General features: G+C 43.9%; 19 protein-coding genes. 4 read left to right on the forward strand and 15 right to left on the reverse strand.

The features are described from left to right. Window positions 1–58: 58 nt before the first annotated feature. From pabB to E2K93_RS01120, 3 genes are all read left to right on the forward strand, one after another. Entirely contained in the window at window positions 59–1,462 is a 1,404-nt protein-coding gene (pabB, locus tag E2K93_RS01110; protein WP_135437316.1) for an aminodeoxychorismate synthase component I, read from the forward strand. Between the two features lie 118 nt (window positions 1,463–1,580). Beyond that, on the forward strand, window positions 1,581–2,150 hold the full coding sequence (locus E2K93_RS01115) for a CoA pyrophosphatase (protein ID WP_135437317.1): 570 nt from the start codon (window positions 1,581–1,583) through the stop codon (window positions 2,148–2,150). Between the two features lie 121 nt (window positions 2,151–2,271). Next, window positions 2,272–3,648, forward strand: coding sequence for an L-serine ammonia-lyase (locus E2K93_RS01120; protein ID WP_135437318.1), 1,377 nt, complete (start codon window positions 2,272–2,274; stop codon window positions 3,646–3,648). Window positions 3,649–4,227: 579 nt separating this feature from the next. On the opposite strand, the gene E2K93_RS01125 is transcribed toward E2K93_RS01120, so the two are convergent. The 15 genes from E2K93_RS01125 to E2K93_RS01195 all read right to left on the reverse strand — a co-directional run bounded on the left by E2K93_RS01125 (window position 4,228) and on the right by E2K93_RS01195 (window position 18,106). Continuing rightward, window positions 4,228–4,836 carry a hypothetical protein gene (locus E2K93_RS01125; protein WP_135437319.1) on the reverse strand — a complete coding sequence of 203 codons (609 nt, stop codon included), beginning with the start codon at window positions 4,834–4,836 and terminating at the stop codon, window positions 4,228–4,230. 95 nt (window positions 4,837–4,931) lie between these two features. Beyond that, window positions 4,932–5,324, reverse strand: coding sequence for an ACT domain-containing protein (locus tag E2K93_RS01130; protein ID WP_135437320.1), 393 nt, complete (start codon window positions 5,322–5,324; stop codon window positions 4,932–4,934). 90 nt (window positions 5,325–5,414) lie between these two features. Further along, on the reverse strand, window positions 5,415–5,723 hold the full coding sequence (locus E2K93_RS01135; RefSeq protein ID WP_135437321.1) for a hypothetical protein: 309 nt from the start codon (window positions 5,721–5,723) through the stop codon (window positions 5,415–5,417). A gap of 32 nt (window positions 5,724–5,755) precedes the next feature. Next, window positions 5,756–6,736, reverse strand: a complete 981-nt coding sequence (locus E2K93_RS01140; RefSeq protein ID WP_135437322.1) for a TolB family protein — start codon at window positions 6,734–6,736, stop codon at window positions 5,756–5,758. A gap of 192 nt (window positions 6,737–6,928) precedes the next feature. Beyond that, a complete protein-coding gene (locus tag E2K93_RS01145; RefSeq protein WP_228445424.1) occupies window positions 6,929–7,738 on the reverse strand; it encodes a tRNA-uridine aminocarboxypropyltransferase in 810 nt (269 codons plus the stop codon). Further along, entirely contained in the window at window positions 7,695–8,261 is a 567-nt protein-coding gene (locus E2K93_RS01150; protein WP_135440370.1) for a YcgN family cysteine cluster protein, read from the reverse strand. Before E2K93_RS01150 ends, E2K93_RS01145 begins: the two co-directional genes overlap by 44 nt. A 127-nt stretch (window positions 8,262–8,388) precedes the next feature. Next, the gene (locus E2K93_RS01155; protein ID WP_189637823.1) at window positions 8,389–9,432 is read right to left on the reverse strand and encodes a lytic murein transglycosylase; all 1,044 of its coding nucleotides are present in this window, start codon (window positions 9,430–9,432) and stop codon (window positions 8,389–8,391) included. Between the two features lie 8 nt (window positions 9,433–9,440). After that, window positions 9,441–9,731 (reverse strand): YcgL domain-containing protein, encoded by a 291-nt coding sequence (locus E2K93_RS01160; RefSeq protein WP_135437324.1) that lies wholly within the window; start codon window positions 9,729–9,731, stop codon window positions 9,441–9,443. A gap of 142 nt (window positions 9,732–9,873) precedes the next feature. Beyond that, on the reverse strand, window positions 9,874–11,001 hold the full coding sequence (rnd, locus tag E2K93_RS01165; RefSeq protein ID WP_189637824.1) for a ribonuclease D: 1,128 nt from the start codon (window positions 10,999–11,001) through the stop codon (window positions 9,874–9,876). Window positions 11,002–11,154: 153 nt separating this feature from the next. Next, the gene (fadD, locus tag E2K93_RS01170) at window positions 11,155–12,810 is read right to left on the reverse strand and encodes a long-chain-fatty-acid--CoA ligase FadD (protein ID WP_135437326.1); all 1,656 of its coding nucleotides are present in this window, start codon (window positions 12,808–12,810) and stop codon (window positions 11,155–11,157) included. A gap of 258 nt (window positions 12,811–13,068) precedes the next feature. Then, a complete protein-coding gene (locus E2K93_RS01175) occupies window positions 13,069–13,965 on the reverse strand; it encodes an alpha/beta hydrolase (protein WP_189637825.1) in 897 nt (298 codons plus the stop codon). Between the two features lie 116 nt (window positions 13,966–14,081). Further along, window positions 14,082–14,636 (reverse strand): Slp family lipoprotein, encoded by a 555-nt coding sequence (locus E2K93_RS01180; protein WP_135437328.1) that lies wholly within the window; start codon window positions 14,634–14,636, stop codon window positions 14,082–14,084. Beyond that, window positions 14,633–15,352 (reverse strand): M50 family metallopeptidase, encoded by a 720-nt coding sequence (locus E2K93_RS01185; RefSeq protein ID WP_135437329.1) that lies wholly within the window; start codon window positions 15,350–15,352, stop codon window positions 14,633–14,635. The genes E2K93_RS01180 and E2K93_RS01185 overlap by 4 nt, the downstream gene beginning before the upstream one ends. A 26-nt stretch (window positions 15,353–15,378) precedes the next feature. Next, window positions 15,379–16,077: a tRNA (adenosine(37)-N6)-threonylcarbamoyltransferase complex dimerization subunit type 1 TsaB gene (gene tsaB, locus E2K93_RS01190; RefSeq protein ID WP_135437330.1), complete on the reverse strand. Its 699-nt coding sequence runs from the start codon at window positions 16,075–16,077 to the stop codon at window positions 15,379–15,381. 55 nt (window positions 16,078–16,132) lie between these two features. Further along, on the reverse strand, window positions 16,133–18,106 hold the full coding sequence (locus tag E2K93_RS01195) for an ATP-dependent DNA helicase (RefSeq protein WP_228445426.1): 1,974 nt from the start codon (window positions 18,104–18,106) through the stop codon (window positions 16,133–16,135). A gap of 586 nt (window positions 18,107–18,692) precedes the next feature. Here E2K93_RS01195 and hisG point away from each other — a divergent pair. Further along, window positions 18,693–19,595, forward strand: a complete 903-nt coding sequence (hisG, locus tag E2K93_RS01200; RefSeq protein WP_135437331.1) for an ATP phosphoribosyltransferase — start codon at window positions 18,693–18,695, stop codon at window positions 19,593–19,595. The last annotated feature ends 2 nt before the right edge of the window (window positions 19,596–19,597 follow it).

A 19,597-nucleotide genomic window follows, 5' to 3' on the forward strand; every position in this document is an offset into this window, starting at 1 on the left:
TATAACTCTGTTACAATAGCCGCCAGAAAATATCAAACCTTGTTGATTAGCCACGACCGTGAACCACCAAACAAGCAATCGCTATCAAACACGAACTTTATGTTTTGATAACGACATCAGCATTATTGACCTTGCGCGCGCCTTTGCCAGTGAACCCTGGAGCTTTTGGCTAGACTCAGGTGACAGCGCGCATCCAGATTGTCGCTTTGACATTCTGGTGTTTGATCCGCTTATCACCCTAACCACATCGATTAATGTGACCAAAGTCTATGACCGTCGCAATGACGAGCTGACCATAAGTCAAGACGATCCTCTGACCTTAGTCGACCAAGCCAGCGCTAGCGTGTTTGCCAACACCATTAAAGAACATGACAGCATCCCGTTTTGTGGCGGTGCATTAGGCTATTTCGCCTATGATTTAGGCCGTCGTTTTGAATCATTACCGGCAACAGCACTGATGGATATCAGTTTGCCCGATATGGCGGTAGGCATATACAGCAAAGCAATCATCTTTGATCGCAAACAGCAAACCTATACGCTGATAAGCTGGCATGATGATATAGACGCCTTGGCGCAAGACATTAAACACAAAGTAAGCAGCGCAAAGACGAAATCGCTCACGCCGTTTACCTTAGCTTGTGATTGGCGAGCGAATATGAGCCAACAGCAATACCAGCAAAAGTTTGCTCAAGTGCAACAATATTTACGGTCAGGTGATTGTTATCAAATCAACCTAGCACAGCGATTTAGCGCCTTGTATGAAGGCGATGAATTTGACGCCTACCTAACATTACGTAAGCACAACAATGCGCCGTTTTCAGCGTTTATGCGGTTTGATGACGGTGCCATCCTCAGTGTATCGCCAGAGCGCTTTTTGCAAATACATAATCAGCGGGTTGAAACAAAACCAATTAAAGGTACGCGTCCGCGCTCTGACATTGTCGAATTTGACAACGCCCACGCCAAAGAACTGCAAAACGCCAGTAAAGATCGTGCCGAGAATTTAATGATTGTCGATTTACTGCGTAACGATATTTCCAAAGCATGTTTGCCCGGTAGCGTTAAAGTACCGTCATTATTTGCCATTGAAAGTTTTCCCGCGGTGCATCATTTAGTCAGTACCGTTGAGGGCATGTTAAGCCCGAATAAATCTGCCACCGACTTACTTCGCGGCGCCTTCCCTGGCGGCTCGATTACCGGCGCCCCAAAAATCCGCGCCATGCAGATTATTGAAGAGCTCGAACCCCATCGACGCAGTGTTTACTGCGGCTCGATTGGCTACTTATCGGCCTGTGGCAAAATGGATACATCAATAACCATTCGCACCTTAGTATGCGAACAAGACAAAATACATTGTTGGGCCGGTGGTGGTCTGGTTGCTGACTCGAAGGTTGATAGTGAATACCAAGAAACCTTTGATAAGGTCGCTAAAATCTTGCCTATTTTGACCAACAATAACTGATCAAAACATAGTAACAGTGATTGCCTCAAAGCCCGGAATCGTCTCATGACGAATCCGGGCTTTCTTGTTATGATGAAATTATCATGCGGTAAACGCCAATCTCAATTAAGGGCTTTTGATGAACAAGCAGCAGTTTTTGCAACGATTCAATTTTCAAAACCTGAGTAAAATAGAAAACGCGTATCAACACGTTGGTGATTTGCGTCAAGCCAGCGTGCTTATTCCATTAGTCGAAAACGGCGATCGCATTGAAGTGGTATTAACCAAACGCGCCGCGCACTTAAAGCATCACCCAGGGCAAATCAGTTTTCCAGGGGGCAAGGTTGAAGACGCCGATGCCAGTTTATTACACGCCGCATTGCGTGAAGCCGATGAGGAAATTGGCGTCAAACCAAGTGATGTGCAAATTGTTGGCCAGTTAAAACCACATCATGTGATCACCGGTTATCAAATTACCCCGTATATTGGTTTTGTCCCCAAAGATTACCCGTTTGTTATTGACCATGGTGAAGTGGCCGAATTGTTCATTGTCCCTTTCGATCATTTTATTGATGAGGGTAATCACTTATCCTTTAACATCAGTCGGCGCGGCACTACGCATAACGTCCATTTTATGCCATATTTACACTACAACATTTGGGGTGCGACCGCAGCGATGATCAAAGATCTGGTCCGACACCTCAAATAAAATCAATTTTACCCACAGTGTTGCTGTGATTATTTGGTAATTTACGGTAATATCCGAATATTATTTCAATAAAAAGCCTAACAACCAAATTTAGGCAGCAACAAGAGTTTCAGGTAACAAGATGATCAGTGTATTTGATATGTTCTCGATTGGCATCGGTCCATCGAGCTCTCACACCGTCGGCCCAATGCGTGCCGCAAACCGTTTTATCGAGTCGCTAAAACAAAACAATGTGTTTGATGACGTCACTCGCATCAAAGTAGAACTGTTTGGTTCTTTAGGGCAAACCGGTATTGGCCACGGTACAGGCAAAGCCTGCATTCTCGGTCTACATGGTGAAGCCCCTGAAAGCGTTGCCGTTGAGAATATCGACAAGATCCTCGATAAAACGGTAAAAAGCGAAAAGATCCAGCTTAATCATGAGCGTGAAATCGACTTCCCAAAAAGTGACGCCATTATTTATCATCGTCGCAAGACATTGCCTGCGCATGCCAATGCAATGACCATTTTTGCTTACGCTGCTGACAACGTAGTTTTGGAAAAAACCTACTACTCAATTGGTGGCGGGTTTATCGTTGAAGACAGTGAGTTTGAAAAAGAGAAAGACAAAGCATTATCGTTCCATGCCAACATTGAACGACCTTACCGTTTTTCCACCGCTGATGAATTACTGAAACTGTGTGATGAAAGCGGATTAAGCATTTCGTCGATTATGATGGCCAATGAAAAGTGCCTTAATGATGAAAGCTACATTCGTGATGAATTATTAAAAATTTGGCAATGCATGTATGCCTGTGTTGAACGCGGCATGACTACCGAAGGCACCTTGCCGGGTGGCTTAAACGTAAAACGTCGTTCGCCAAACTTACATCGCTTACTAACCGTTGAAAAGAACGCCGATCCTTTACAAGCGATGGATTGGGTTAACTTGTTTGCTCTGGCGGTTAACGAAGAAAACGCCGCCGGTTCACAAGTGGTCACAGCACCAACAAACGGTGCCGCAGGTATCATCCCTGCCGTACTGTGTTACTACAACAAGTTTGTAAAACCGGTTTCCGATGACGATTGTATTCGTTACTTATTGACCGCCGCTGCGATTGGCATTTTGTATAAAACCAATGCTTCTATCTCTGGTGCTGAAGTGGGCTGTCAGGGTGAAGTTGGTGTTGCTTGTTCAATGGCCGCCGGTGCGTTAACAGAAATTATGGGTGGTTGCCCGAAACACGTAGAAAACGCCGCAGAAATCGGTATGGAACATAACCTTGGCCTCACCTGCGATCCTGTTGGTGGCTTGGTTCAAGTACCATGTATCGAGCGTAATGCCATGGGTGCGGTAAAAGCGATTAACGCGTCTCGCCTAGCTATGCGTGGCACCGGTACACAGAAAGTCTCTTTGGATAAAGTGATCAAGACCATGTGGGACACAGGTCAAGATATGAAAACGAAATACAAAGAAACCTCACGTGGTGGCTTGGCGGTAAACATCATCGAGTGTTAAGCCAACACACATCATAGTTCGACACGACATTAGATACGATAAAGGGCGGCTCAGATTACTGAACCGCCCTTTTGTTTTGTTAGAGAACCCACCGTCACCCATCAAGCCATTTGCATTAGCACAATATCAGAAAAACACCGTCACAAATATACAACCTTCATCCATGAAGCAATTTGCTTTAGCACATCCTGTGCGTCATCCCACCGTGTTTTTGGGTGGGATCTTTTCCAGTTTCGAAGTGATTCAATATTGCGGTGTTAAAGGCACACCTTTACGATACGAGGTTGCGGCCTTCGCCGCAATGACGGTGTTATTTTTGAGAGACTGCGTTTTACTGCTTCTAGCTAACAGCAATCATAGACTACTGTTTGCTATTAATATAAGGTTCGAATTGTTTTCAGACGATACAATGCAATATCTTTATCCGTTACAGGTTTACCCAAAAGCTTTTGCTTCAAGGGGTCAGATCACTTGCTTCAAGGGGTCAGATCACTTGAAACTAATTATTTCCGCTTTGTGCCATTCAGAGACATTGAATAGGTAACGTAAATGAGAGAAAAATTGAATCTTAAACTGGCTTTAGGTTTCGCCTAACAATTCTGAAAATTTTACCATCGAGTATTGTTCTATATATCTCTTCACCAGACCTGGGTTTATAAAGCGTTCTGTAAATTCTTCCGTTTTATCATCAGAAACTCTATTTATTTTTACGATATAAAAGCCTTCCTCGTTAGTAACGGAAAGTGAGTGCTTAGAATCTTGTCCAGATTTTTCATACGATACAGATTCATTTTGTTCAATAAACTCACTTAATTTATTGCCTGCTAATACTTCTTCATCCTTAAGCCAAATGTCTTGGTCTTCTTTACTGTAGGAGTGAAGGATAAAAGCCATAGGAGTATTAATTAAACATAGAAAAAACACAGCAAACAAATTGTTTAAATTTACAAAACTACTAAACAACGTTATACCAATGAGAAGGTAAAATGATGTTTTCCAAGTGCTATGTTTGAAAATCGCTTTATTCAATACATAACCGCATAAACCAATCATGAAAAATAGCGATGCGAATGTTAAACCGACTAACGATATAGATATAGTGCTTTGGTTCTCAAGCCCTAGAAAAAAGCCTCCTAATAGAAGTGCTAGATACAAGATGCCGTATAAAATTGTTAGTAGATTTTTCAATTAGTAATTCCTTTTATATTCTTTTCAGATAAGCGAGATATACAATTCATTTTCGTCCGCTTGTCGCTCCAAACAGACATTAATATGGCATCAATTTATGAAAACTCTTGTAACGCCAACAGTGCGGCATCAGCCTTAGTTGATTGCACAAAAATGTGATCATGATAATAAGCGGCGATGACGTTTGCACTAATGCCCTTCTCGGCGAGTTTACTTGATACCGCAGCGGTAAGCCCTACCGCTTCTAAACTTGAATGCACGGTAAGGGTGATCTGGCGAAAACTGCCTTCAAACGCTAATCCTGCGCTTAACGCGTTGGCTTTTGTTAAGACTAGGGTTAATCCTTCGGACTCGATAAATGTGGCTACAGGTTGCAGTGCAGCATAGTCACATAAATCGCCTGATACCGTACAAAATACAAACTCATCATCTTGTAGCTTGGGCGACATGGCGCTTAACAGCTGTTGCAGTTCGGTAATGCCTGACATAGTTCGATTCTCTTATTATTCCCTGCTCTTCCATATAAGCAGGGAATGCGTGGCAGCAACCTTGCTGTGTGCTGCATAGGGATTGATGGGTTATGAGCTCAGTATTTCGACGATCTCTCGAGTATTCTCAATCACTTTAAATACTTCGCCTTCAACGCTGATAGTGATCACACCATTGTCTTCTCGCGCCACAACCTTACCTTGGTTGTAGACAACCTCATCGACCACTTGGCCTACTTCGAGCTTCTTTTGCCAACCTGGTGGCAATGCTTGGCCTCGTTCAGCCTTTTTCTTTAAGCCAGGAGGCAAGTCTTTGTGCTTATCATTTTTTGCATTAACAACATCACTTACACCAACAGCAAGAACCGCCGCGGTAACGAGTAGTTTAAAGTTTTTCATAATTAACCTTTTTATTATTTTAAATATTGTGTTTATTTTTCAGGATTAGCTGCAGGTACAGAACAAACGAACGCTAATTTTGAGCTATCATCACTGACCACCATGCGAGTAATGCTGCCCTGACACTGCTCGCTAAAATCAGCAAACAACTGCCATTCATCTTTGTGCTGCCATTGACGATTGACCATCACTTTGGCCTCGCTGGCTGAAAGCAAGCTACCATCTGGGTGCCAAGCATAATACATGTTGTGACCCGGTAGCATGCTATGTTCGGTCACTGTTTTTGTATCAGCTTGGTAAACTTTTAATTGCCAGCGGTCGCCTTTGGCCTTGGTGTAACTAAACTGTGGCGTTGACGCGACAGTCTCTGGCAGCGCACGCAAGGTACGACCGATATCGGTATCAACCATAGCCGTCTTGCCAGTTTCAACTGAGGCACGTTGCAACATCATCGGCTCACCAAGTACAAACAACAATAATTCGTCCTGATTTAGCCACACGTGATAGCCGACATCGAATACATCTTTAAGAATGGTTTCGCCTTGCAATTCAGCGTTATTGGCGGTGCTCTTATACGGGTAACGGTGCAACAGTTGACGGCCATCATCGCCAACTCGTATTACGGAAAAATGCTTACCATCAGGGGTAATCGTAGGCGAATATTCACTGGCTGAAGAGTTGGTTAAATTGCTGATCGCGGCGCTGTCAATGTGGTAGCGCATGCTGTCTGTTTGCACTTTTTCAGCGTCTTTATCGGTTAGCTTGTCACTCACCGGATACATGGAGGTAAACAGTAATGCCTTTCCATCTTCAGAAAAATGCGGTTGATTGTCATACCCTGGTCGGTTAGTGACATTGGTGACACTGTTAACCGTATTGTTTGTCAGCTCAGCCAAATATACGTCATCTTCTACCGCTACGGTTGCAGCGCTAAATATCGCCATTGGCAACAGCGCCAAACGGGCAATATGATTAGGAATTTTATTAACGGCAGGAAAAGGAGAATGACTCATAATGTGTCCACGATTTATTTGCACGAGAAGATAAATTCACTTTCAACAAATACAACAATAAAGTCAAGCATTTAGTTATTGTCGATTGCCTAATCTGGACTGCTCTAGTCTGACCCGTCCTAGTTTAGAGCCCGGTTTGATACTCTGATTGACGCTCTGATTAATGCTCTGATTAGCACCCTGACTACTTCCTTATTGGCAGTTCGGTTTGAGTTGCTGCTCAGCAATAAAATCGAGGTAGCGCTCAACCGCTAGAGGATCGCCCTTATTATGTTGTTTCACCCCTTTTTGATAACGGTAGGTAAACACATCAAACCATAAATTCAAATGCTGTGCGTTGACGCTTTCGCCAAACAGCGTCAGGACATGTGCTGCAACTTCAGCGGTAGCCAATTGACCATCAATGACCGCTTTGCGCAATTGGTAACGTGAGCCTGTTTCGATGTCATCTTGCGCCGTTAAATCCAAACTTATCATGGGTAAATTATGTAAATATGAACTTTTGCGATACATTTTACGGGCTTGGCGCCAAGTAGCATCAATAAAAATCAATAGCGGTATCTTGCCATCTTCTTGCTCAACCGCGCGTTCATATACGGTTTGCTCTGGCATCGCGTAGGCTTTGGGAAAGACCACAAACGGCTGATAGCGGTTATCTTTAAGCAAGGCATCAAGACCGGCATCAATGTCTTGTCGTTGCCACAAAAAGGCATGGGTATTGTCAATTACATCGGCAATAAGGCGGCCGGTGTTACTTGGTTTCAGTACTTCATCGTCATGCATCAGCAAAGCTGTTGCGATATTACTATTGCTCAGCTTACGTAACGAACAAATACAATAATCTTGATGTAGACGGCAGGTCTCGCAACGAGGTACTTTTGCCCCTCTCGCGCGAAACTCACGGGTGCTGATGGATTTGCGGTAGCGATATAAACGGTTAACGGCGTGGGACATAGCGTTAGTCGATATCGTCAACCGGCCAGCTGACAACATACTGATCATAGTTTTGCATATTGACTTGGTCGTCTTTGATCACTTTGCCGCGTACCGACATGCCAGCTTGATGCATTGCCGATTTTTTGCCTTTGTTAAGTAATGGATGCCACGATGGCAACCCTCGACCTTCTTGTAAGCGTCGATAAGCGCAGCTTTGCGGCATAAAAAAGATATCACTTAAGTTTTCTTGGGTAAGCTTAACGCAATCAGGAACTAGCTTGGTGCGCTCGCTGTAACGGGTGCAGGTACAACTTTTGTCGTTTAATAAGTGACACACCACGTTGGTGTACAACATTTCTTCGCCTTCACGAATATAATCCGTAGGTGCCTGTAAGCCCTCATCGGGTAACTCGGCATCCTCGTCATGCTCTTCTTCAATGATCTTATGTAAGCAGCATTTACCGCAGCCATCACATAGCGACTCCCATTCTTGTTCGCTCATTTGCTCTAGTGATTTATGCAACCAAAATTGCTCTGTCTCTGACGTTGCTTTGCGACTCGATGCTTTACCGCTTGATGCTTTGTGCATTGGGCGCTTTTTGGACTTTTTACTCACTGGCGTATGGACTCTTATACAATGGGTGGGCTATATAAAGTGTACGCCATAACCACGTCGCAGACACGGTTATGGCGCAGAATGAATGATGATTTGCGTGTTAGCGACTGAATTTTATGCGATCAGCCAAATGACCGACCGAAGTCACAAAGTAATAAGACGTATTCCAATGCATCAAACTTTTGTAGTTATCATAGGCTAAGTAGGCACGGCCTTGCTCGCCATCAGGGAAAACCAAGGCGGCTTTCATATCAACGTTAGGTAAATCACTGCCGTCATAACGACGCACACCAACTTTTTGCCAATCACTTAACGACATCTCAGTGCGGCTCCAATGTTGCAACCACGGTTTACGACCACCGGTACGTTGCGGTATGGCAAGTGAGTTATCAAAACCTTGCGGTAACTTAACCTGACGAGCCCAAGTAATGTCATTGTTCCAACCAACTTGGCTCAAGTAGTTGGCAATTGATGCAAACACGTCTGAGGTATTATTCCAGATGTCTTTTTTACCATCGCCGTCACCATCGGCGGCAAAAGATAAAAACGAGCTTGGCATAAACTGGTTGTGACCCATAGCGCCAGCCCAAGAACCTTTCATATCAGCTTTTTTGATGTGACCTTGTTGTAAGATAGTCAATGCATCAAATACTTGGCCTTTGAAAAACGCTTCACGACGACCGTCATAAGCCATGGTTGATAACGCTGAAATCACATCAAAATTGCCAGTGATTTTACCGAAGTTAGACTCTAACGCCCAAAGACTGACAATAAAACGTGGCTGCACACCGTATTGCTTGCCAACAGCCGTCAGTTCTTTATGATATTTTTTCATCATATCTTTGGCTTTGTTGACCTTCCAATCCGGTACCCGTTTTGGTAAATAGGTTTCTAATGTTTCCACCACTTCCGGCTGGTTACGATCCGCTTTAACGGCGCGTTTATGGTAGCTAACATCGGCAAAACTTGTGGCAATGAGTTGCTCACTAAAGCCTTTTTCACGGGCTTCTTGTTTTAAACCTTCAATATACTGTTCGAAAGTCATCTTCTTGCTGGAATGCGGCTCTGCAGCGGTTTGTGCGCTTAGCGGTAACGCCAGTACACTGCTCAGAGCAAGTATGGATGCGGCTAGATGCTTTTTCATTATCATTATTACTCCATATCTTTGTCTTCAACGCCCACGTCTTTGCGGTGTTGTTTTAACAAATCTTCTTTAGGTGGCGGTAATTGCAAATAGTAACCTTTATCGGTCAATTCACTTTTAACTTTTTTAATATCAGCCAATGCTAACTTGTCACGCTTTGCCAAATTTACCATGGTAACCAAATTTGGCGTGCCAAACATTTGCATCAATGGCTCAGGCACGGTCGAGAAATCATCTCGCTTGGTGATATAAAGGTAGGTATCAGCTTTCTTCGAGCTGCGGTATATAACGCAAATCATAATTCTTAGAATGTGTTTAAGGTTTAATGCCAATATATCACCTAGCCCTTTATGCTTAAAGGGCTAATAGCTCTGACTGAGGTATTTTTCAAAGGTTCAACGTGTTACTGATGAGATTCAGTAACACCTGATTATAAAAGGCTTATAGAGATTGTAAAAAGTCACGTACTGGTTGAGCAAACAACTCGCCGCGCCAGCCTTGCAACAGCTCAACACTTTGTTCGCTTTGCTCGTTCAGCTGCCAGTGCCAAGTAAGCAATTGATGTATTTGACGCTTACCGGCAACAACGGCGATATCAAGGTTATTCTGCGCCGCCAGTTCTGTGAGTTTTTGCTTTACCGCTTTAAAGGTGTTTTTGTAATTAGGGTAACTGTCTAAGCGAGACATTTGCTTTGGCAGCTCGTCATCTGGCAACTCATTAACTTTGCGCATCACATTAAGCATGGCCTTGCCTTTGTGGCGGATATCGAGAATATCAATTCCTTCAAAGTTTGCCATCGCGCCAACGCTTTTCGGGTTTTTATATGCCAATGTGAACAAAGTAGCGTCTTTTGCAACAAAGGTGAGCGGCAAATTACGACGCACCGCCTGTTCATAACGCCAAGCCAATAGATGCTGCAAAATCGCCAGGTTACGCGGCTGAAGTTTCCACGCGGATTTGTTATCTAAATACAGTTTCAGCGGGTCGATTGGGCTAAATTTCTTCTCGATTTGCCATTCGCTTTCCATCATTAAAGCTTGATAAAAACCAGCTTCGTTGATTTCGTCTATCACACGATCACAAATTTGGTAGAGATGATAAACGTCGGCTGCGGCGTATTCTAACTGACGCTGACTTAACGGGCGTTTAAGCCAATCGGTTCGCGATTCACTTTTATCTAATTCCAAACCAAGATAATGCTTGATCATCGCCGCATATCCCATCGACAAACCATGACCAAGAAATGCCATCGCTATTTGCGAGTCGAGCATATTGACCGGGCGACACTGCCCCGCTCTTAAGAAAACTTCTAAGTCTTCAGAGCATGAATGAATCACTTTCAATACATCAGGGTTTTGCAATAACTGCCAAAAAGGCGACAAATCAGCAATCGCTTCCGGATCAATCAGGGCAAGTTGCTCACCATCATAGATTTGCAATAAGCCAAGATTTGGAAATAAGGTACGGGTGCGAACAAACTCGGTATCAATACATACCAGGTCTTTGCTGGATGCCTGTTGGCAATATTGGACGAGTTCATTTTCGTCGCTAATGTAAGAAAACTGCACAATATACTCAGATTAAATAGGTTGCAGGCAAGTGTCGGACGAACGGGCGCAATTGTCAACTGCGAAAAAATGAGCAATTTTGCCAGCAACAGGCAAATAAAAAGAGCGGCCTAGGCCACTCTGTTTATTTTTAATGATAACCAGCAAGCTGTATTAGCGTAATTCGCGGCGCAGTATTTTACCGACGTTGGTTTTTGGTAACTCGTCACGAAACTCAACTAACTTAGGCACTTTATAACCAGTTAGGTTGGCTTTACAGTGTTTAATAATATCTTTTTCACAGACATCATCTTCAGCTTTGGTCACAAAAATCTTCACAATTTCGCCGCTGACTTCATGTGGCACGCCAATCGCTGCACACTCATCAATGCCAGGGTGAGTAACCACCACTTCTTCAATTTCGTTTGGAAACACATTAAAGCCAGAGACTAAGATCATATCTTTTTTACGGTCAACAATTCTGAAGTAACCACGCTCATCAACACAAGCAATGTCGCCGGTAGATAACCAACCGTCTTGTAAAATTTCCGCGGTTTCTTCTGGGCGTTTGTAATAGCCTTTCATCACTTGCGGGCCTTTGACTTGCATTTCGCCCGACTCGCCCATGGCAACTTCATTACCTTCATCATCAACAATACGAATATAGGTTGACGGTGCAGGAATACCAATGGTGCCATCGTACGCTTGCAGGTTGTATGGGCTGGTAGTCACCATAGGTGCGCACTCAGTTAGGCCGTAACCTTCAAGCATGCGAGTTTTGGTGATTTGCTGCCAGCGTTCAGCCACAGGACGTTGTACCGCCATGCCGCCGCCGAGTGACACCTTAAGTTTGCTAAAGTCTAAGTCTTTAAAACCAGGTGTGTTCAACAAGCCATTGAATAAGGTATTTACCCCAGTCACAACGGTGAATTTGTACTTGCTTAGCTCTTTAATAAAGCCCGGCATATCTCTTGGGTTGGTGATCAATAGATTACAGCCGCCCAAGGTAAAGAAGGTTAAGCAGTTCGCTGTTAACGCAAAGATATGATAAAGCGGTAAGGCTGTAACAATGGTTTCTTCACCTGGTACCAACAACGGCTTTAATGCGCCTTTGGCTTGTTCTAGGTTTGCGACCATATTGCGATGGGTTAACATCGCGCCTTTTGAGACACCCGTTGTACCGCCGGTGTACTGTAAAAACGCTAAGTCTTCACCGTTAACATCGGTTTCTTTAAACAGATTTGCATTGCCTTGTTTGATCACATCATTAAAGGCAATGGTATTGGCAAGGTTATACGCTGGTACCATCTTTTTGACATGACGAACCACCATATTGACGACAAAGCCTTTCACCAGACCTAAACGATCACCAAGCGAGGTTAAAATGACATGTTCAACCGGAGTATCATCAATAACCTCTTGCAATGTTTTTGCAAAGTTATCAATGATGACAATGGTTTTTACACCAGCATCTTGTAATTGGTGTTTAAGCTCACGAGCGGTGTACAACGGGTTAACGTTAACGATCGTGATGCCGGCAATCAAGCCACCAAATAACGCGATGGGGTATTGCAATGTATTGGGTACCATGATGGCCAGCTTATCGCCTTTTTTCATGCCCAATTGATTTTGTAAATAACTGGCAAAGCTCTTGGCTTGCTGCAGTAATTCACGATATGTAATGGACACATCCATATTAATGAATGCGGTATTGTCAGCATATTGTTCGGTGTATTTGAAAAACAACTCAGCTAACGATGCGTATTTATCCGCGTCGATGTCAAACGGCACCCCTGCTGGATAGCTTTTCTCAAGCCAGATTCTCTCCACAGCCCATCTCCTGATCACTCGGGTTTTTGCCTTGGCAACCCGTTATTATTGTTGTTGCCATCAACCTAAGTTCGTCGGTTTTAGTGACGTTTAAACGACAGTTTATCGGTTATTTTCTCCGATAATGCCGACAAGTATAGTTGATAGCTAGACATTTGGTTTAGCGGGGTATCATTCCACAACCGCGGGAAAAAGCAAGAGGTACGACCAGAAAAAACATCTGTTTGGATAATTGTTCACCAGTCCAAAAACGAAAATTTAGCCAAGAATCTGCTCTAAAAGTTGACTAAGTTGTTGAGCTTGTTGCATATGTACATGATGGCCGCCAGCAAAAGTGACGGTATTCAAGTTGCGCATTTTTTTACCAAAAAATGTCAAACCTTGGTCAATCATGGCAAAACCTTGGTCACCTTTTATCAGCGTTACTGGTGCGCTGATCTGACTGACAATGTGTTGTGCTTGTGGCAAGGCAAAGCGCATCAAAGAAACAGTTCGAAGCCTAGGATCTGAGCGCCAACGCACGCCGCCATCAACGTCAACCGTTGCCCGAGAGACGATTTTTTGCGCTGAATCATAGTCAAGATCGGACACATTCATGCGTGCTTTAACAGCGCTATCTATATCTTTATGCAAAGTCTTATTTTTCTGCGATTGCTTGGCTCGACTTTCAATGCCTTGGCGCAGTAATTTACCTGGCTCGTCGGTTTCAGTGATCAGGCCAACGGATTCAATCAGCAACAATTGCTCTACTTTTTCGGCAAATGTACCGGCAAATAAGGTCGACACCATGCCGCCCATAGAGTGGCCAAGTAAGGTTATTTTTTGCAGTTTCAAATGGTGCAACAATTGGTATAGGTCATCAACGTAATCAACAAAATGATAATGCGCGTCGCCACCTCGGTGATCGCTTAAACCATGCCCTGGCCAATCAATGGCAATAAATCGACAGCGGCTTAACAACGCCGACTGGCTTTGTTGTAATTGCTCAAAAAGCGGCAGGAAACTGGCGGCATTATCTAGCCAGCCGTGTAAACAAAGAATGGTTTTGCCATCTGGGTTGCCAATTTCGAGACCGTGCAAGCTAATTTGCGGCAAGTCAAAGCGTATTGCGCTGATGTTATGATTGTTATTGTTGTTTGCTTTATTAGTCGACACAAATATCTCTTTTAGTGATTGGTTTTGCTGTTGTTGCTTTTGCTGTTGCGTTTGCAGTTACTCTCGCCGTTAACATAACATTGCACAGCACTCGATAAACAGGTTTTTACTGGCCTTTACGGCTGCTCTACCGTAACCGTAGTCGGGTATTGGTGCACTGGCGCGTACTGCCAGTAATATGGCGAGTGCCACCACGGAGAATGCATGGTATGCACATTGATTTTAGTGACTTTCTTCCAAAGGTATACCCGGTCACTTTTTAACACCGGAAACAAATAGGCATACTCGCCTATGGTGTCGTTTTCACCTTCGCCAATGACGCCAACTGCCGTTATTTTTCGTCCCTCAGAGTAAATTACCGGGTCAAGAAAGACCTCGGTAATGACTCGAAATCGCCCTTCACTGCTATTTTTTGTTTTTGGTCGCATGTTTGCATTGAGTGGCATCGACACCACCTCTAATACGGTGCCATTTTCTTTGACATCAATGCTAGCAATGATACCGCCCCAGCGTGCCGTTTCGCCAATATACCCTTGAGGCATGGCACGAACATCGGCAAAAGGAATTAACCGCGTTGTATCGTTGACTTCTAAGCTATCAGGTATGTTGGCACACCCGGTATTCAACAATGCAATCAGTAAGCTTGTGGCGATGAGACGGACAGAGTTCATGATACGGCTCCTTTAGCTTCTTTCGCCTTAGTTTTGAGTTTGCTGGTATGGGCTGAGCGCAACATACGATATAGCGCAAACAAGCCAAACCCACACCAAAATAAGATCCATACGACCTCTGGCAGCATGGTCATTTGTTGCAACGCACTGGCGTCACCAATGGCACGGTTGTCCATCAAATACAACGGCGACTTGATAGCACTTAGCACCACACTTAAGGCGATTAACTGCAATACACCTTTAAGTATACCAAGGTGTTGGATTTTTATGCTCAAGGCGAATACGCCGACTAAAATCAGGCAGATAAATAAGGTTAAAAAGTCGCGCACCCAAAAGATCATCGATGCCACAAGCAAGGCCACCAATAGATAACTTAGAACTCGACTAATTTTGTCATGCACGTTAGCCAGAGAAAATATCACCATCGCCCAAATGGCGGCACCAAAGTAGCCGGCAAAGGCGATAAACATTGGGCTGCCACCTCGAGTGGTACACAAGCCTGCACCGTTAGCAAACAATTGGATTTGCACAATATGACCGCCGCTCAGTAAGGCGGCAATGCCATGGCTTATTTCATGAAAATAGCTTTCTAACCATTCAAAAGGAATTGAAACGATGGGTAGGTACTTGATGACAATGGCTAGCAGAAGCAACAAATAGACATTGGTAAACAGGCGCACAGAGGTGGATGATGTGTTGTTACTTGATTGACTCATCTCACCTCCTAAATATCATTATTGGTTTATTCGCGACCAGGCAGCTTTTTCCAGGTAACGGTGTCGCGAACATAAACAGGTTGCGCATGTTCGGCATCGACGCCATTGCCTTTGGCAAATTCCGCGGCGCCTAATTTTAACATCGCTAACGCATGTGGAAACTTCACTTTCTCATCAACAACAATGTCCCCCAATGAGGCCATTTTATCTTGATACGAATCCCAAGCACTGCCAGCACCGTGCAAATCATCACTGATCACATCGTCAATATGCGCCTTAATTAAATCCGGTGCCATCACCGCTTCATTTAACAGCGGTTGCATCAGCTGGTTTTCGTCCACTTGATACAAACCAACGTAAGCTTCGCTCATGCGCGCATCAATAGCAGACAATACGTTGCGGTGAGAAAAATGATCATAGGCTTGTTGTGCCATAGCTTGTAACGTAGAAACACCGACAACGGGTATATCCGCCGCAAATGCCAACCCTTGTGCCACACCAATGCCGATGCGAACGCCAGTAAAACTGCCAGGGCCACGACCAAAAATAAGACCATCCAGATCAGCGATGCTGACGTTGGCTTCTTTTAAGACATCATCAACCATAGGTAATAACAACAAACTATGGGATTGCGGGCACATATCAAAACGATGATAGATTTTGTCGTTAAATGATAACGCCACAGATGCGGCTTCGGTCGAGGCGTCGATGGCCAGATAATTCACGTGTGCTCTCTCTTACTTAAAACGGGTGAAAATTAGTTATATTGGCTATTGTAACTTACTTTTTTATATCTTGATGCAGCGATTTTAAAAATTTAACTGCCTGATTTAGCTCGCGAGTACGGCTCATATTCGGCAGTGATGCCAAAAATACCGCACCATATGGACGGTTTACAATTCGCGTATCACAAATCGCCAAAACACCTTTGTCGCTGACGTCACGAATCAAACGGCCTACCCCTTGCTTTAAGGAGATTACCGCTTCAGGTAACTGAATTTGCTTAAACGGGTCGCCGCCTTTGCGTCGAACATCATCGCTTTTTGCCTGCAATAATGGTTCATCAGGGGCGCTAAACGGTAATTTATCAATCAATACGCAGGTTAAGCTGTCACCACGTACATCGACCCCTTCCCAAAAACTGGCGGTGCCCAGTAAAACCGCGTGCGGATCATCAATAAACTGATCGAGCAAGGTCGATTTTGCCGTTTGACCTTGCACTAATAAGGTGTTGTCTATCTCTTCACTTAATAACTCGGCCACTTGATTTAACATGCGATAAGAGGTGAATAATAAAAAGCAGTTACCTTTACTGGCATTGATTAATGGAATGGCAATATTTGCCAAGGCTTGGGCACGATTTCGATCATTATTCTGTGGTAAATAACGAGGCACCAATAATTTCGATTGGCTCTGATAATCAAACGGACTTTCCAGCATCAATTGCTGTGCATTATCTAAGCCCAAAGCTTTGGTAAAATGAGCAAAATCACCATTAACCGACAAGGTTGCCGAGGTGAAAATAAAGGCACCTTGGCTGCTGTCGGTGTGCTCTGAAAACTTATCCGCAACCGACAACGGTGTTTGATGCAATACCACATGACGTCGGGTGGTTTCATACCACAGACTCATGCCAAACGCTTGGGTGTCTTGCATAACCTCATATTTGGCCAACAACTCTGTGCAACGTTCAAAACAGTTATCAATGACTTCGCTGCGCGAAATGCACATTTTTAACACATCGTATAAAAACTTTAAATCGTCATAAAGCTGGGCAAAACCGCGAGAAAACTGACTGTATTGTACCTGCTCGCGCCAATTGCCACGACTTGGGTCCATGGCAAACAGTAAACGAAAGTCCCCTGCCGAGCGAGCCAGTTTTTCACTGGCTTTGAGCAGTTGCTTAACGTCGGTTAATTCAACACGATACTGCTGCATACAATCGCTCGCCAATTCTAGCAACTGGCGGGTGGAGAACGACTTACCAAAATATTCGCTGGCAATGTCACCGATTTGATGCGCCTCATCAAACACCACGACATCGGCTTTTGGGATCAGCTCACCAAAGCCGGTATCTTTTAACGCCATATCGGCAAAATATAAATGATGGTTAACCACCACCAAGTCCGCATCGATGGCTTTTTCTCGGGCTTTAACCAAATAACAGGCGTCATAATCAGGGCAATTTCGACCGAGGCAGTTATCGACGGTCGAGGTGATCAATGGCAAAATCATCGAATCTTCACTGACTTGTGTTAACTCGCCAATATCACCGCGTTCAGTGTGACTTGACCATTCTCTAACCTTAACCAGATCATTCAAGCCTTGGCTGTCTAACGTTACCGCTGATTTTTGTCGACGTTCCGGTGCACTGGAGAAATTTTCCTCCAAACGAAACGAACATAAATAGTTTGAGCGGCCTTTTAATAGCGCCACTTTAACACCAGACTGCAATGCGTTTTTTACCACCGGCAAGTCTTTATGAAACAGTTGCTCTTGCAGGTTTTTGGTACCCGTTGAGACAATGACTTTTTTACCACTGAGAATGCTTGGCAATAAATAAGCAAAGGTTTTACCAGTACCTGTTCCCGCCTCAACAACCAAATGTTGCTGTTTTTCTATGGCTTGCGCCACATGGTTGGCCATATCCAATTGCGCTTGGCGTGGCTTAAAACCGTCAATGACGTTCGCCAGAGCACCTTGCTCGGCAAAAGATTCGTGAACGCTTTTGATAAATAAAGTCTGACTACTCAACCGCTTATGTCTGCATATTGGAATGGTTTATGCTGAGCATTATAACAAGGTTAATGCGCTTTTATAATGCTAAACAACAACAATAATCTGTGAACAAATATTTCAACAACACGCTTCGTTTCGGGCTAAGTCAACTATATAAATATGACAATATGATGAATTATTATTAAATAGAACAAACTAGGGGTTGCGCTAAAATTTTCACATGATAAGGTGTTAATTAAAGGTTAACAGCTAGTCTTTACAGCGTATTTGGTTAACTTTATTGATAAATGAATATATGCAATTACATTTTAATACAAGAGAGACTCTTGTGATCTTGATTAAAATGAGACTAGTATAAAGAGCAAGCACAACACATAAGTCGTGCCTCAATAGCGAAGAGAATATTATGAATAACTTGAACTTACACCATCATCACCACATTTGCGGTTAGCCCTCAGGTTATTCGCTGAGGGGCTATGGGCTCTTCAGCAAGGTAAATAATACCCGCCCCGAAAGAGTCCAAACTTTCGGGGCTTTTTTATGAGTTAAATAAAAGCCCACGTAATTTGCTAACGACATAGAACAATCAGGTGAAAACACCATGACACTAGATAAAAACAGATTAACCATTGCGATACAAAAATCCGGCCGTTTGAGCGATGAATCACAAAAGCTCTTTAAATTATGCGGCATGAAACTCAACTTAGCGGATCGGAAATTACTGGCTCATGTCGCCAATATGCCGGTCGATATTATGCTGGTGCGTTCATCAGACATCCCGGGTTTGGTTATGGATGGCGTATGTGATCTTGGTATTGTTGGCGATAACTCGCTAGAAGAGCACGCTCTGCAACGTCAATTAACCCAAGAAGCCAGTGAGTATGAAAAAATCTGCTCGTTGCAATTTGGCGGTTGTCGTTTATCCATTGCTGTGCCAGAAGAGTTCGATTATCAAGGTATTGCCAGTCTTGATGGTTTGCGTCTTGCTACGACCTACCCAAGGTTATTAAATCGTTTTGCGACAGACAATGGCATTTCCTTTGAAATTGCCAAGCTCAATGGCTCAGTAGAAGTGGCGCCTCGAGTTGGTTTGGCCGATGGCATTTGCGATTTGGTATCAACCGGTACCACGCTAGAAGCCAATGGCTTAAAAGAAGTGGAAGTCATTTACACGTCAAAAGCCGCATTAATTAAGGGCCCAAATGCCCTTTCATCAACCAAACAACAAACCATCGATACGCTATTACCTCGTATCAAGGGTGTTTTAAAAGCACGTGAAAGCAAATACATTATGTTGCACGCACCAAAAGATAAACTGAATGATGTTTCAGCCTTGTTGCCAGGCAGCGAAACCCCAACGGTATTGCCTTTAGCAGAGCGCGATGATCTGGTTGCCGTACACATGGTCAGCAGTGAGACCATCTTTTGGGAAACCATGGAACAACTTAAAGCACTAGGTTGTAACTCCATCCTTGTCATGCCAATTGAAAAGATGATGGGGTAAGC

Origin of the sequence: Thalassotalea sp. HSM 43 (assembly GCF_004752005.1) — a bacterium.
Classification (GTDB): domain Bacteria; phylum Pseudomonadota; class Gammaproteobacteria; order Enterobacterales; family Alteromonadaceae; genus Thalassotalea_A.

Bases quoted from the DNA above. Each gene is read 5' to 3' on its own strand.
- E2K93_RS01115 (WP_135437317.1), top strand. From the start codon at position 1,581: ATGAACAAGCAGCAGTTTTTGCAACGATTCAATTTTCAAAACCTGAGT.
- E2K93_RS01120 (WP_135437318.1), top strand. From the start codon at position 2,272: ATGATCAGTGTATTTGATATGTTCTCGATTGGCATCGGTCCATCGAGC.
- E2K93_RS01130 (WP_135437320.1), bottom strand. From the start codon at position 5,324: ATGTCAGGCATTACCGAACTGCAACAGCTGTTAAGCGCCATGTCGCCC.
- E2K93_RS01135 (WP_135437321.1), bottom strand. From the start codon at position 5,723: ATGAAAAACTTTAAACTACTCGTTACCGCGGCGGTTCTTGCTGTTGGT.
- E2K93_RS01140 (WP_135437322.1), bottom strand. From the start codon at position 6,736: ATGAGTCATTCTCCTTTTCCTGCCGTTAATAAAATTCCTAATCATATT.
- E2K93_RS01145 (WP_228445424.1), bottom strand. From the start codon at position 7,738: ATGATCAGTATGTTGTCAGCTGGCCGGTTGACGATATCGACTAACGCT.
- E2K93_RS01150 (WP_135440370.1), bottom strand. From the start codon at position 8,261: ATGCACAAAGCATCAAGCGGTAAAGCATCGAGTCGCAAAGCAACGTCA.
- E2K93_RS01155 (WP_189637823.1), bottom strand. From the start codon at position 9,432: ATGAAAAAGCATCTAGCCGCATCCATACTTGCTCTGAGCAGTGTACTG.
- E2K93_RS01160 (WP_135437324.1), bottom strand. From the start codon at position 9,731: ATGATTTGCGTTATATACCGCAGCTCGAAGAAAGCTGATACCTACCTT.
- E2K93_RS01180 (WP_135437328.1), bottom strand. From the start codon at position 14,636: ATGAACTCTGTCCGTCTCATCGCCACAAGCTTACTGATTGCATTGTTG.
- E2K93_RS01185 (WP_135437329.1), bottom strand. From the start codon at position 15,352: ATGAGTCAATCAAGTAACAACACATCATCCACCTCTGTGCGCCTGTTT.
- hisG (WP_135437331.1), top strand. From the start codon at position 18,693: ATGACACTAGATAAAAACAGATTAACCATTGCGATACAAAAATCCGGC.